Raw genomic sequence first — 14,603 nt, 5'->3', positions numbered from 1 at the left:
GGCATAGACTTCCGCTCCTGCAACGAGTTGGACTCTCTCGCATGGCGGCCAATTTCCAGTCGATCCGCTACAGCCTCGTCATCCCCGTGTTCAACGAGGAAGCCGTGCTGCCGGTGCTGCTGCGCAGGCTCGACCTGGTCTTGTCCCGGCTCGACGGGCCGGCAGAGGCGATCTTCGTCGACGACGGCAGCAGGGACTCCAGCTCGATCGTGCTACAGGCGCTCGCCACGCGCGACCCGCGCTTCCGCTATATCGGCCTGTCGCGAAATTTCGGGCATCAGATCGCCATCACCGCCGGCATGGACGCCGCGCAAGGTGAAGCGATCATCGTCATGGATGCCGACTTGCAGGATCCGCCCGAAGTGATCGAGCAATTGATCGCAAAATGGCAGGAAGGCAACGACATCGTCCACGCCCGCCGCCTGTCGCGCGACGGCGAAAGCCGGTTCAAGCGCGCGACCGCGCATCTGTTCTACCGGCTTCTCGGCAGGATGTCCTCGGTCGGCATCCCCGCCGATGTCGGCGACTTCCGCCTGATCGATCGCAAGGTGCTCGACGCGCTTCGGCAGATGCCGGAGCAGGACCGCTTCGTACGCGGCATGATCGCCTGGCTCGGCTTCCGGCAAGCCGAGGTCGCGTTCCACCGCCTCGAGCGTGCAGCGGGCGAGACCAAATATCCGCTGTTCAAGATGGTGCGGCTCGCGATGAACGCCGCGCTCGGCTTTTCCGATCTGCCCTTGCGGCTCGCGATCTGGTGCGGATTGACGGTCTCGGGTCTGGCACTGCTCTATGGCGGCTGGGTGATCCTGTTGTGGCTCAGCAACGATAGTCATCTCGTGACCGGCTGGTCCTCGACGATCGTTGTCGTGTCCCTGCTGTGCGGAATGAACATGCTGATGACGGGCATCGTGGGGCTTTACGTCGGCCGCATCCATGCCGAGGTGAAACGTCGCCCGCTCTATGTGGTGCAGACGCGCGCTGGCTTCGACCGCAACGAGGCGGCGGCCGCACCCGCGATCCACGCCGTCAACGAATGACCCAGCGCATGACCGAGCTCTTCGACGGTTATCACGACAACTACCGTGACGTGGTCCAATCCTCGATCGACTTCTCCGGTTTGCCGCATCACTTCTTCATGCGCGCCAAGGCCGATCTGCTCGGCATCCTGATCGCGCAGCGGCTCGACACGAACAGGCCCGACATGCTGGACGTCGGCTGCGGCGTCGGCAGCCTTCATCCCCTGCTGCACGACATGGTTGGGCGCTTGAGCGGTATCGACGTTTCTTCGGCCAGCCTGGCGCAGGCACGCGCTGACAATGGCGGGGTCGACTACCGTGAGTTTGACGGCCGCACGTTTCCTTTCGACGATGCCAGCTTCGATCTGGTCACGGCCGTCTGCGTGATGCACCACGTCGTACCGGCCGAATGGGCGCAATTCATCGCGGAGATGCGGCGTGTGACGCGCCCCGGGGGACTCGTCTGCGTCATCGAGCACAATCCGTACAACCCGCTGACCCGCCTTGCCGTCGCGCGTTGTGAGTTCGACCGGGACGCCGTCTTGCTCGGGGCTGGCACAACCCGAAAATTGATGGCTGCCGGCGGCTTGCGCGAGATCGGTGCGCGCCATTTCCTGCTGCTGCCTTGGGACACCAGGCCGGCGCGGCGCCTCGAAGCGACCCTGAGCGGCGTGCCGCTCGGCGGCCAATACGCCGCCTACGGGACCGCTTGATCTATCTTTGCGGCATATCTCGCCGCTTGTGCACGACCGCCACGTCGTCGCTGTAGACGCGCTGCCATTGGGGCAGCCGGTCCAGCATCGCTATCGCCGGCGTCCCCGGCGCGAGCAGCGTCGCGCCGATGTTGTATTCGTCGAGCAATTTGAGAAAGTCGCCCAGATCGACCAGCGCCAGGGCGCAATTGTAGCGGTTGATCAACGCTCCCCCGTACAGTTCACCGCGACCGTCGATAAAGGTGGGAATGCCGGCAAAGATCAAATAGCCGCCGAACGAGTAATCGTTGAGCACGTGCCCCGCCGTGGCGAGTTTGGCTTCAGCGATGGCAGCCCGAGGGGTAATGGCCGGAGCTGGCCGCAGATCACGCGCCAGCGTCGCCCCGCTCACCACGATCAACACACCGAGCGTGGCCAGGTTCAGGCCGCGCGACGAGCCCGCCTCGTCTTCCCCAATCGGTCCGCCGAACTTTCGCCCCAGCGGAGCCGCCAGATAGAGCGGCGCCAGCATGGCCAGCAGATCCGCATTGCGGATCTGGGCCAGCGCGAAATGCAGCAAGCCGATCACGACCAGGGCCCGCACGACCGGCAGCGTCACGCCGCGCGAGAGCGCGAAGATGCCGGCCAGCAAGAGCAACTCGAAGAAACCTATGTGGCTGAAATCCTGCGGCCGCCATTCCGCGATCCAACCGAGCGCGGGGCCGAGGCCGAGTGTGGTCAGCGGCATCAGCAGCGGTTCGGGCCCGTAGGGGGTCAGGCACGACGCCGCGACCGCGAGCGCCGTAAACGGTAGCCAACGCAGGAATACGCGTGGCCATTCGCTGCGCTTTTCGCGCAGCAGGGCCTGGAGCCCAGCAGGGCCGATCAGTCCAAGCGCCAGCACCACACTGCCGTGCAGATTGGCCCACACGACCAACAGCGGAAGGGCCCAGTACGGCGGGGGGCCTCCACGATCCATGCAGCGTACCAGGGCAGCCGCCCAGGTCACCATCAGCGGCAGCACCAGCACGTGTGGCCGCGCCAGCATATGCGGCGCCAACAGGATGACGGCCGCGATCACCATGAGCAGCGTCTGGGTCGGCGAAAGCTCGCGCAGCAGGAAGAACGTGAACAGGCCAAAGGCGAGCGCTATCGCCGCGGCGGCGACGACGAGGACGCCCTGCCAGCCGGCAAGCGCGTAGGCTCCAGCGTAGATGATCTCCGAGAGCCATTCGAAGGTGATCCAGGGGGCGCCGTGCCTCGAAAAAGAAAATGGGTCGGTCGCCGGCAGCGTGCCGTGCGCGATGATCCAGCGCCCCACCTCGATGTGCGAATAGCTGTCGGGATCATTGAGCAGCCGCGGTCCAAGGATCAGCAGCAGGGCATAAACGCCAAGGCTCACCAGCCAGGGAAGCGCAGCACGCGCCGAAAACGGTTGAACCTCGCTGTGGACGGCCTGGTCACTCATGGCGAGCGCAAGTTAGGGCGCAACCGTTAAATTCCTCTTTGACGTTCACGGCCGTTGGGGAGTGCGCGGCGGACGGTTACTGTTTATGAACCATATTCCTGGCGTGCGTTCGAGATCCTGCTGCTCGTCACCGCAAGCGACCCGAGCTCCATGCTGGGCCAGGGCGTCGGACGTGATCTGCGTCAAGTGCATGAAGATTGCGGCAGGTAAATATGGAGGCCCAGCCTCCCTGCCGGCACCTTCATGCATCCAGATCCCTCCCGTCCCCAACTCAAGATCCGCCGTGTCAATCTCGATACCGGCCGCGAGAACGTCGTCGTCATTTCCAGGCGGTCGAAGGCGCTACGTGCGGACATCTTTCGCGGCTTCAGCCGCGTCGAGCTTCGACTCGACGGCAAGGTGCTGCTCGCGACGCTCCTGATCACTGACGACGACGCACTGGCCACCCCCGACGAGATCGGCCTCTCCGAGCCTGCGTTCCGGCGTTTCGCGCAAGCCGCCGGCACGCGGGTCACGGTAACGCCCGCCTCCCCTCCGGAGAGCCTGGAGGCGGTCCGCGCCAAAATTCGCGGACGAACGCTGACTCGGGCGGAAATCGGCGCGATCATCGATGATCTCGCACATTATCGCTACTCCGACATGGAAATCGCCGCATTCCTGATCGGTTCGGCGAGCTTCATCACCAGTGATGAACTCCTGTCTCTTACCGCTGCGATGGCCGAGGCCGGCACGCAACTGCTGTGGCCGACCCCGATCGTCGTCGACAAGCATTGCATCGGCGGCATCCCCGGCAATCGCACCTCGATGGTCGTGGTACCCATCGTCGCCGCGCACGGCCTGCCGATGCCCAAGACGTCCTCGCGCGCCATCACCTCGCCGGCGGGGACCGCCGACACGATGGAGGTGCTGGCGCGGGTCAATGTCGGGGTCGAGGAGATGAAGACGATCGTCGCGACCTGCAATGGATGCCTGATCTGGGGCGGGCACGTGAATCTGTCGCCCGCCGACGACATCCTGATCTCGGTCGAACGCCCGCTCAGTCTCGATACCCGCGAGCAGATGGTCGCCTCCATCATGTCCAAGAAGATCGCGGCTGGCTCGACGCACCTGTTGATCGACATTCCGGTCGGGCCGACGGCAAAGGTCACCAGCGCCATCGAGGCGATGCGCCTGCGAAAAATGTTCGAGTTCGTCGGCGATCGCTTCGCCCGCACGATCGAGGTGATCACAACCGATGGCCGCCAGCCGATCGGCAACGGCATCGGGCCGGTGCTCGAGGCCAACGACGTGATGGCAGTGCTTGGCAACGAGCCGGATGCGCCGCGCGATCTGCGCGAGAAATCGCTGCGGCTCGCCGCGCATCTCCTGGAACACGATCCGAAGCTGCGCGGCGGCGCAGGCTATGCGCGGGCTCGCGAGCTGCTCGATAGCGGGGCGGCGCTGAAGCAGATGCAGAGGATCATCGAGGCCCAGGGCCCGTCGAATTGCAGCACCGAGCTCGGCAATCTTTCGTTTGACGTCAAGGCCGCGCACGACGGCGTCGTCTCCGCAATCGACTGCCTGCGGCTCAATCGCCTGGCACGCACCGCCGGCGCGCCCCTCGACAAGGGCGCCGGCATCCGGCTGTTCAAGAAGATCGGCGACCGGGTCGAGCAGGGCGAGCCGCTCTACCGCGTCTACAGCTTCGACCAGCCGGAGTACGATCTCGCGGCGACTGCGACCGCTGCCGACGCCGGGTACGCCATCAAAGATCGGGGTACCCTTCAACGCGGGAGCACGCCGTGAGCATCGTCATCTTCCAGAGCCTGTCCTCAGCCACGGGTTCGGCAGCGCGACTGGCGACGAAGCTCGGACTTGCCTGCGAGGACATTGATCTTCACCATTTCCCCGACGGCGAACTGCGCATCACGATCGGCCCGGTCGCGGACACGGTTATCCTCTACGCCGCGCTGGACCAGCCCAACGAGAAGCTGATCGCCCTGCTGCTGGCCAGTGAAGCACTGCGACGCGCCGGCGCAAAGCGTTTGGTCCTGGTGGCGCCGTATCTGTGTTATATGCGGCAGGACGCGGCGTTTCATCCGGGCGAAGCTATCAGCCAGCGCGCCATCGGCCGGCTCCTTGCAGGAATCGTCGATCGTGTCGTCACCGTTGATGCGCACCTGCACCGCACGGCCAGGATCGAGCTCGTGTTTCCCGCCATCGAGGCGGACAATCTGTCCGCTATGCCGGCAATTGCGAACACCCTCGCAAAAACTGGAGTCGATCCGGCCACCGTCGTGATCGGTCCCGATTCCGAATCCGAGCCATGGGTGAGTGATCTCGCCCGGCGGCTCCAATTGCAGCATACGGTCGCCCGAAAGATGCGTCACGGCGATCGTTCCGTGCAAATCGAGCTTGCCGATCCCGGCCTGCTCTCCGGTCGACCGGCGCTGCTGGTCGACGACATCATCTCTTCCGGAGCCACATTGATGGTTGCGGCGAAGGCCCTCGAAGCCGCAGGTGCGAGCTGCATAGACGCCATCGTGACGCATGCCCTGTTTCCGCCCGAAATGGTCGCGGCGTTCAGCGACGCCGGCATCCGCTCCGTCCGCTCGACCGACAGCGTGCCGCATCCGACCAACGCGATCGCGCTCAGCGAGATTCTCGCGGCTGCCCTGCGGCCCGAACTGAGCAAGACACCTTCGCCGGAGACGACGACATGAGCATCACCGTTCGATTTTGCGGCGCCGCCCGCACCGTGACTGGGTCGAGCTATCTTTTCCAGACCGCCTCTGGCCGCTTCCTGGTCGATTGCGGCCTGTTCCAGGGGCAGAAGACGCTGAAAGAGCTCAACTACGGCGGTTTTCCCTTTCGGCCCGCCGATATCGATGCGGTGCTTCTCACGCACGCCCATATCGACCACAGCGGATTGCTGCCAAAGCTCGTGCGCGAGGGATTTGGCGGGCCGATCCTGGCAACGCGCGGCACGATCGACCTCTGCTCCTGGATGCTGCCCGACGCCGGCAACATCCAGGAGTCCGAAGTCGCACAACTCAACCGGCGCAACGCGGCACGCGGCCGCAAGGAGGTCGAGCCGATCTACACGCAAGCAGACGCGCTCGCAACGTTGCAATCGTTTCGTCCCGTCGACTATGAACGTTGGATCGACGTCATCTCCGGCGTTCGCGCGCGCTACTGGAATGCGGGCCATCTGCTCGGGTCCGCCTCGATCGAGCTCGAATTTGCCGATGCGGGTGCAACGCGCCCGTTGCGCGTGCTGCTCTCCGGCGACGTCGGCCCCGAGGCAAAGCTGCTCCAGCCCGATCCGCAGGCGCCGTCGGACCTCGACTACGTCATTTCCGAGTCAACCTATGGCGACCGCGTGCGTGCCGTCACGACGCCGGAGCAGCGCCGGCAACATCTTGCGATAGAGGTCCGCGATGCCGCGGCCGCCAGGGGCGCCCTGCTCATCCCTGCCTTCGCGGTCGAGCGCACCCAGGAACTGATCGTCGACCTCGTCGACCTGATGGAGCGCGGCGAGATTCCTGCAGCGCCGATCTTCCTGGATTCCCCACTCGCGATCCATGCAACGGAGGTGTTCCGGCAGAACGCCACGAGCCTCGATCAGACTGTCGATGTCAGCCGTCTGCTCAACTCGCCGCATCTCAAGTTCACCGAGACGGTGGCCGAGAGCAAGGCGATCATGCGGCTCTCCGGCTTCCACATCATCATCGCGGCCAGCGGCATGTGCGATGCCGGCCGGATCCGCCATCATCTGAAGCACTGGCTGTGGAACGCGCATGCGACCGTGCTGCTCACCGGTTTCCAGGCTAACGGCACGCTCGGCCGCTTCCTCCAGAACGGCGCCAAGGCGGTACGGATCCAGGGCGAGGAGATCCGGGTCGCGGCGCGGATCCGGATGATCGACGAATATTCCGGACATGCCGACGGCGCCGGTATCGCCCGCTGGATCGCGGCACGCCGCCCGATCGCGCGCGGGCTGTTCCTGATCCATGGCGAAGAGAATGCGATCGCGGGTCTTGCTGAGCGCGTCACCGAACGCATCCTTCCGGCGGCGAAGATTTATCAGCCTGTGCTGGACGACATCTATGAGCTCTCGACCCCCGAACCGCGCGTGCTCGACGTCGACCATCGGCGCAGGCTCGCGCCGGAAGCCGTGACCCGTCTCGACTGGCACAACGAGATGTCGGAACTCATGCTCGACATCAACGACCGCGTCGCCGCCGCCGCCGACGACCGCGCCCGCGGCGTCATCATCCGAAGGCTGCGGCGGGCGCTGCAGGAGAATGGATAGCGGGGCGCGGGGACCAATAGCGGGGCACCGAATGACGTTTGGCGACAAAGCCCTCCCCAATCCCGTCATTGCGAGGAGCCCTTGGGACGAAGCCATGACGAGGATGGGCTACGGCGCTTTGACGGCCATGCGAGTCCTGATAGTCTTCAGCATACCGTGGCTCGATGAGCCAACCTGCCAATCGATGAACCAGAGCTGTTTGAAGGATGCGGATGAGAAGCGCGACGCTTTTGGCTCTCGGCCTCATGCTTGCCGGCACCTGGCCGCACGGCGGCGCGACAGGACAGACTTCGATCAGGCCGCCAGTTTCAATTGCTCCGCCCAATGCATCGCCGGCACCCAATCCGGCCGCCGATTACGACGGCTTCAGCGCAGGCGTCGGCGACGACAATGACACGTCAAATCAGGGGATGCCGTCCGCGAGGTCACGCGCAGCAAAGAGCTCCCGGTCCAATCCGGATGGCGCCAGCCAGTCATCGATCGATCAGGAAGACGACGTGGTGAAGAGAAAGCTGACGATCTGCAAGAACTGCAAATAGACGTCTATCTGCCGTTCTCAGGGCAGACTCCCATGCGGCTACGGAGCTCGGGCAGGCCAGCGATGGCGCAACGGGTATTTCGACAGTTCCAGCAACACCAAGGAAACCACAGCTGCCGCCACCGTGATCGCGAGATCGTCGGCATGCAGCGGACCGAAGCGAAACAGCTCCGCTGCGGATGGCCAAGCGAGGCTCAGGGCGAGCACGGCGGTCACGAACACGACGATGACGGCCAGTGTCCGGTTCGGCCTGGTGAAGGCTTCGAGAAGCGATGTCGAGAACGAGCGATTGACGAAGATCAGGCTCACGATCACCAGCACCAGCGAGAAGAACGTCAACGCCCGCACCTCGTTTTCCGGCATGCCGTAGGTATTCGCCGTCACCATCATGCCGCCGGTCAAGGCCAGCGCAAGACCGCCTTGCAGCGCCGACCAGACCAGCAGGGACCTTGGCAGCAGCGGCTCGTCCGGCGCGCGTGGCGGCCGCCGCATCACGTCGCGCTCTTCGGTCTCGGCCTCGAAAACCAGTGAGCAGACAGGATCGATGATCATTTCGAGAAACGCAATGTGGACCGGCCCGAACAGCAACGGCATCCCCGTCAGCAGCGGCAACAGCGCGAGCCCTGCGATCGGAACATGGACCGCTAGGATGAAGCTCATCGCCTTGCGAAGATTGTCATAGATCCGGCGACCGAGACGAACCGCCTTCACGATCGAGCCGAAATCGTCGTCGAGCAGAACGATCGACGACGCTTCGCGCGCCACGTCGGTGCCGCGCCCGCCCATGGCAATGCCGATATGGGCAGCCTTCAGCGAGGGCGCGTCGTTGACGCCGTCGCCCGTCATGGCGACGATCTCCCCGGCACCCTTGAGCGCATTGACGATGCGCAATTTCTGGGCCGGCGCAATTCGGGCAAAGACGGTTTGTCCCTGTGCCGCCTGGGCGAGTTCGGCATCGGTCATGCCTTCGACGTCCGCCCCTGTCAGGACGCGCCGGGGATCGAGGCCCGCTCGTGTGGCGATCGCAGATGCGGTTGCCGGATAGTCGCCAGTGATCATGACGACACGGACGCCTGCAGAACGGCATTCGGCGACGGCGCCCTCGACTTCAGGCCGGAGGGGATCCGCAAAGCCGGTCAGGCCGCAGAAGCGGAAAGCAAAGCCGCGTTGCGTCTCGGGAAGAGACGTCTCCGCGCAGGTCGCCCGCGCCACGCCGAGCACGCGAAGCCCTTCCCGCGCGAGCGCATCGACGCGTGCCCGCAATTCAGACAGCTCTTCCGCGCTCATTCCACACAGCGAGCCGATCGCTTCCGGTGCCCCCTTTGCTGCGACGACGCATTCGTCACCGTTTCCCCGCCATACGTTCGACATCGCGAGGAGGTTGTGACGCAACCCGTAGCTCTGCACGAGGCGTCGGCCGGTCGCGGTGCCGGGTCCGAGCGAATGCAACGCTTTCTCCATGGGATCGAACGGCTCCGGGACGCAGGCCAGAACCCCGGTTTCGATCAGCGGATCGAACGCAGGCTCAGGGCGCGCCGCGGCGCCAGGCGTGTATTGCGCGCCACCGGGCAGCACCAGGCGCGCGACCGTCATGCGGTTTTCCGTCAACGTGCCCGTCTTGTCCGTGCAGAGCACGGTCGCCGCGCCCAGCGATTCGATCGCCGAGGCGCGCCGCGTCAACACGCGAGCCTGCGAGATGCGCCAGGCGCCCATGGCGAGGAACACCGTCAGGACGACGGGAAACTCCTCGGGAAGCATCGACATACCAAGCGCAATGCCTGCCAGCACGCCCTCCAGCCAGCCGCCGCGGTAGATTCCATAGAGGAGTACGGTCAACGCGATGACGATGGCGCTGGCAATGGCAAACATCGTCACCAGCCGCGTGGTCTGCTGCTGCAGGCGTGGCGTTTCCGTCACCAAGGCACTGAGCGATTGTCCGATCTTGCCGATCTCGCTCCGGATTCCGGTCGACAGGACTTCGGCCACGCCGCTGCCCCGCACCACCAGCGTTCCGGAGAACACAAACGGCTGGTCGTCACCGCCGGCATGCGGCGCACGCGGCTGTTCGAGAGCGGGACTTGCCTGCTTTCGGACCGGAACGGACTCCCCCGTCAGCAGCGATTCATCCAGCAGCAGGTCGTCGCATTGGACGACGCTGGCGTCGGCAGCCACGCGGTCCCCCTCGGAGAGCACGATCAGGTCGCCGCGAACGACCTCGCGGCCGGGAATACGGATGCGTTCGCCTGCGCGGATCACAAGCGCGCGGGGGCTGGTCAGATCACGCAAGGATTCGAGCACGCGTTCGGTGCGCGCCTCCTGCACGATGGTGATGACAATCGAGATCGACGCAAGGACGAGGAGCAGCAGGGCCTCGCCGAGATCGCCCAGGATAAAATAGATCGCCCCGCCGGCCAGCAGCAACAGCAGCATGGGCTCGCGCAGAACCTCGAGGATGAGGCCCACGATCGTACGCCGGCCCGTCCGAGGCAACTCATTGAAGCCTTCGGCCCTGAGCCGGGCCTGCGCTTCGGACGCGGTCAGCCCCTGCATCGCGGGCGATCAAGCAACAGGTATTGGAAGCTCATCCGGGTCCCCGGGAATTCATGGAAAGATGCGGTGTGTCATCATCATCATCACCGCGGCCATTATGGCATGCGACAACCGCCGGCCGGCTTGAGCTGCGTCAAGCATCGACCTGACAGAAGGACGCGGCTGCCTTGCATGGCTGACCTACCTGCGCGGGCATGGAGCCGCGCTTTACCCTCCGCCAGTTTCCTGATCCTCTCTCCCCTAATCAGCCGGGCTAACCGGCCTGCCCAGGGAGAGAGACGCCATGAAGCTCGGCACCGCGATTGCGGAAATCATGAAGCGCGAGGGGATCGAGATCCTCTGCGGCTATCCGGTCAACCATCTGATCGAGCATGCGGCGAAGGCCGATATCCGGCCGGTGATGGTGCGGCAGGAGCGCGTCGGCATCCACATGGCGGATGCGATCTCGCGGGTGACATCGGGACGTTCGATCGGCGCGTTCTGCATGCAGCATGGCCCCGGTGCGGAGAATGCGATGGGCGGCGTCGCGCAATGCTACGGCGAATCCGTTCCCGTGCTGGTGTTGCCGATGGGCTATCAGCGCCGGCTCGCGCATATCGAGCCGAACTTCAATTCCAGCGAGGCGATGAAAGCATTTTCGAAATCGTCGGAGCCGATCATCCTCGCCGCGGAAGTCGCCAACATTTTTCGCCGCGCCTTCACCAAGCTGAAGAACGGCCGCGGCGGACCCGTCATCGTCGAGATCCCTGCGGACATGTGGAACGAGGAGGTGCCGGAGCCGCTGAACTACACGCCCGTGCTGCGCACCCGCTCTGGGGCGGACCCTGTTCATGTGCGGGAAGCGGCCGACCTGCTCGTCAATGCCAAGCGTCCGGTGATCTATGCGGGCCAGGGCGTGCATTACGCGCAGGCCTGGCCGCAACTGAAACGGCTGGCCGAACGGCTCGCCATTCCCGTGACAACCAGCCTTGGAGGCAAATCGTCCTTTCCGGAAACGCATCCGCTCTCGCTCGGCTCCGGCGGCCTTGCGGTGCCGCGCGCGGTGCCGAAGTTCCTGGCCGACGCCGACGTCATTTTCGGCATCGGCTGCTCCTTCACCGAAACAAACTTCGGCATCGCGATGCCGAAAGACAAGACCATCATCCACTCCACACTCGATCCAAACCATCTCAACAAGGACGTGGAAGCCAGGATTGGCCTCGTCGGCGATGCCGGGCTCGTGCTCGACGCGCTGCTGGAGGAGATCGGCAAGACCGTCACCGGGGATCGCGACGCCTCGGCGGTCGCGGCCGAGATCGCGGCCTCGCACAAGGAGTGGCTGGCGAAATGGATGCCGAAGCTCACCAGCAATGATGCGCCCTTGAGCCCCTATCGCGTGCTGTGGGACTTGCAGCACACCCTCGACATCAACAACACCATCATCACCCACGATGCGGGCAGCCCGCGCGACCAGCTCTCGCCGTTCTGGAAGTCGGTCGAGCCCCTCACCTATCTCGGCTGGGGCAAGACGACTCAACTCGGCTACGGTCTTGGGCTGGCCATGGGCGCCAAGCTCGCAAGGCCCGACAAGCTCTGCATCAATGTCTGGGGCGACGCGGCGATCGGCTTCACCGGTATGGATTTCGAGACCGCGGTGCGCGAGCGCATCCCGATCATGTCGATCCTGTTGAACAATTTTTCGATGGCGATCGAATTGAAGGTGATGCCGGTCTCGACCGAGAAATATCGGTCGACCGACATTTCCGGCGACTACGCCGCGATGGCACGCGCCTTCGGCGGCTATGGCGAGCGGGTGACGAAACCTGAGGACATCATCCCCGCGATCAGGCGCGGCATCCAGAAGACGCAGGAAGGCGTTCCCGTGCTGCTGGAGTTCATCACCAGCAAGGAGACCGAGGTGTCGCGGCCGGGCACGTGAAGCAGGCCGAATTCCGGCAGCAAAACTCGCTGTCGCGGCAGCTGGCTCCGGCCACAGAAGATGTGATAATCCGCCCTGGTGCCGCGCATGTCGCGGCATCGAGCCGGAATGCGAATGACCACCCCTTCCAACGATGTCGATGAACTCGAGCGCCTGTTGCAGTCGGCCGCAGCCGAGAACGCGCAGCTTCGAAGCGAGCTTGCGACTGCGCGCGATCGTCAGAGCGCCAGCGCCGGGATTCTGCGCACCATCGCGGCCTCTCCGTCCGATGCCCGGCCGGTCTTCGAGGCGATTGCGTCCAGCTCCCGGCGTTTGCTCGGCGGCTTCTCCGCCACCGTGCTTCAGTTCATCGAGGACGAGCTCCACCTCGTGGCGTTCACACCAACGAGCCCCGAGGCGGACGAAGGGCTGAAGACGTCGTTCCCGCGCAAGATTGCCGACTTTCCGACCTTCGCGCTGGTGCGCGGCGGCGAGACGATCCAGTTTCCCGATAGCGAAGCCGTGGAGGTCCCGGAGCTGAACCGGAACCTTGCGCGACTGCGCGGCTTCCGCAGCGTGTTGTTCATGCCGCTGATGAATCGGGGGACGCCAGTCGGCATGATTAGCGTCACGCGCGCCGAGCCCGGCGCGTTCGCAGCCGACCTCGTGCAGCTGCTCCAGACCTTTGCCGACCAGGCGGTAATCGCGATCGAGAATGCGCGGCTGTTCAACGAGACGCGCGAGACGCTGGAGCGCCAGACCGCCACCGCCGACATCCTGAAAGTGATGGCCGCTTCACCGTCCGACGTACAGCCGGTGTTCGACGCTATCGCCGCCAACGCCAACCGGCTGATCGGCGGCTTCTCCACGGCGGTGCTGCGCTACATCGGCGGCGCCGCGCACCTTGCGGCGTTCACGCCGACCGATCCGGCCGGCGATCGCGTGCTGCAGTCCTCGTTCCCGGCGCCATTCGCGCAGTTCCCGCCCTACCAACTCGTGGCCGGTGGTGTGGCGGCGCAATTGCCCGACACCGAGGTCGAACCGGCGGCCCGCAACATCGCGCGCGCCCGCGGCTACCGCAGCATGCTGTTCGCGCCCTTGATGAGCGACGGCGAGGCCATCGGAATCATCATCGCCACGCGGCGCGCGACCGGCGCGTTCGGCGAGCATCATGTGCGGCTGCTGCAGACCTTCGCCGACCAGGCGGTGATCGCGATCAAGAATGTCAGCCTGTTCAACACCACGAGGGAAGCGCTTGAACGGCAGACCGCGACCGCCGACATCCTCAAGGTGATCGCGGCCTCGCCCGCGGATGTGACACCCGTGTTCCAGGCGATCTCCGACAGCGCCAAGACCCTGGTCGGCGGACATTCCTCCACCGTCACGCGCGTCATTGACGGCCTGCTGCACCTGGCCGCCTTCAGCACCGACAACGAAGCCGGCAACGAAGAGCTGCTCAGCTCGTTCCCGGCGCCGCTGTCGGCGTCCGGCATTCACAGCCGGGTGGCGACGAGTGGAGAATTCGCATTCCGCGGCGACATGCAGAACGAGCGCGACCTCACGGACGCCATGAGAGAGCTGGCGCGGACGCGAGGCTACCGCAGCATCCTCGTGATCCCGATGCTGCGCGACGGCGTCGCGATCGGCACCATCGGCGTGACGCGGCCGGAGCCCGGTCCCTTCCCGGACAAAGCGATCGCCCTGCTCAAGACCTTCGCCGACCAGGCCGTGATCGCCATCGAGAACACGCGCCTGTTCAACGAGGTGCAGGACCGCACCAGAGACCTCGCCAAATCGCTCGACGGCCTGCGCGCGGCCCAGGACCGGCTGGTCCAGACCGAGAAGCTGGCCTCACTCGGCCAGCTCACCGCCGGCATCGCGCACGAAATCAAGAACCCGCTCAACTTCGTCAACAATTTTGCATCGCTCTCCGCCGAGCTGACGGACGAGCTGAACGAGGCGCTCGCGCCTGTCCCGCTTGCGGACGACGTCCGCAGCGAGGTCGACGAGCTGACCGGGCTCCTGAAGGACAATCTCGCGAAAATCGTGCAGCACGGCAGGCGCGCCGACTCGCAAGCCATAGCCTGAGACCGAACGAAATGATGGTGACGGCGCTCACCCCGCCGAGCCAGAGAACGGCGAACCAGA

The 14,603-nt window shown here is 65.0% G+C and carries 9 protein-coding genes and 1 pseudogene; 8 read left to right on the top strand and 2 right to left on the bottom strand.

Translation table 11 applies throughout. The features are described from left to right. Positions 1 to 41: 41 nt before the first annotated feature. Positions 42 to 1,037 carry a glycosyltransferase family 2 protein gene (locus AC0L2F_RS20190; protein ID WP_007608284.1) on the top strand — a complete coding sequence of 332 codons (996 nt, stop codon included), beginning with the start codon at positions 42 to 44 and terminating at the stop codon, positions 1,035 to 1,037. Continuing rightward, entirely contained in the window at positions 1,034 to 1,729 is a 696-nt protein-coding gene (locus tag AC0L2F_RS20185; RefSeq protein ID WP_473249604.1) for a class I SAM-dependent methyltransferase, read from the top strand. Before AC0L2F_RS20190 ends, AC0L2F_RS20185 begins: the two co-directional genes overlap by 4 nt. Position 1,730: 1 nt before the next feature. Here AC0L2F_RS20185 and AC0L2F_RS20180 read toward each other — a convergent pair whose 3' ends face one another. Then, a complete protein-coding gene (locus AC0L2F_RS20180) occupies positions 1,731 to 3,176 on the bottom strand; it encodes a hypothetical protein (RefSeq protein ID WP_473249603.1) in 1,446 nt (481 codons plus the stop codon). A gap of 243 nt (positions 3,177 to 3,419) precedes the next feature. Between AC0L2F_RS20180 and AC0L2F_RS20175 the strand changes: the two genes are divergently transcribed. The 4 genes from AC0L2F_RS20175 (at position 3,420) to AC0L2F_RS20160 (ending at position 8,009) form a co-directional block, all read left to right on the top strand. Beyond that, entirely contained in the window at positions 3,420 to 4,961 is a 1,542-nt protein-coding gene (locus AC0L2F_RS20175; protein WP_473249602.1) for a thymidine phosphorylase family protein, read from the top strand. Then, positions 4,958 to 5,878 (top strand): ribose-phosphate diphosphokinase, encoded by a 921-nt coding sequence (locus AC0L2F_RS20170; RefSeq protein ID WP_473249601.1) that lies wholly within the window; start codon positions 4,958 to 4,960, stop codon positions 5,876 to 5,878. Before AC0L2F_RS20175 ends, AC0L2F_RS20170 begins: the two co-directional genes overlap by 4 nt. Next, complete coding sequence (locus AC0L2F_RS20165) at positions 5,875 to 7,470, top strand: MBL fold metallo-hydrolase (protein ID WP_473249600.1); 1,596 nt, start codon at positions 5,875 to 5,877, stop codon at positions 7,468 to 7,470. Before AC0L2F_RS20170 ends, AC0L2F_RS20165 begins: the two co-directional genes overlap by 4 nt. A 212-nt stretch (positions 7,471 to 7,682) precedes the next feature. Beyond that, positions 7,683 to 8,009: a hypothetical protein gene (locus tag AC0L2F_RS20160; RefSeq protein WP_007608273.1), complete on the top strand. Its 327-nt coding sequence runs from the start codon at positions 7,683 to 7,685 to the stop codon at positions 8,007 to 8,009. Positions 8,010 to 8,047: 38 nt separating this feature from the next. Here AC0L2F_RS20160 and AC0L2F_RS20155 read toward each other — a convergent pair whose 3' ends face one another. Beyond that, entirely contained in the window at positions 8,048 to 10,558 is a 2,511-nt protein-coding gene (locus tag AC0L2F_RS20155) for a cation-translocating P-type ATPase (protein WP_473249599.1), read from the bottom strand. Between the two features lie 262 nt (positions 10,559 to 10,820). Between AC0L2F_RS20155 and AC0L2F_RS20150 the strand changes: the two genes are divergently transcribed. After that, on the top strand, positions 10,821 to 12,476 hold the full coding sequence (locus AC0L2F_RS20150; protein WP_473249717.1) for a thiamine pyrophosphate-requiring protein: 1,656 nt from the start codon (positions 10,821 to 10,823) through the stop codon (positions 12,474 to 12,476). A gap of 114 nt (positions 12,477 to 12,590) precedes the next feature. Further along, positions 12,591 to 14,528, top strand: a pseudogene (locus AC0L2F_RS20145) (GAF domain-containing protein); the annotation flags it as partial. Between the last annotated feature and the right edge of the window lie 75 nt (positions 14,529 to 14,603).

The sequence above is a fragment of the Bradyrhizobium sp. Ken64 genome, from assembly GCF_055807555.1.
Note: the sequence above shows the minus strand (reverse complement) of the source record. Positions and strands in the feature narration are given on the sequence as shown.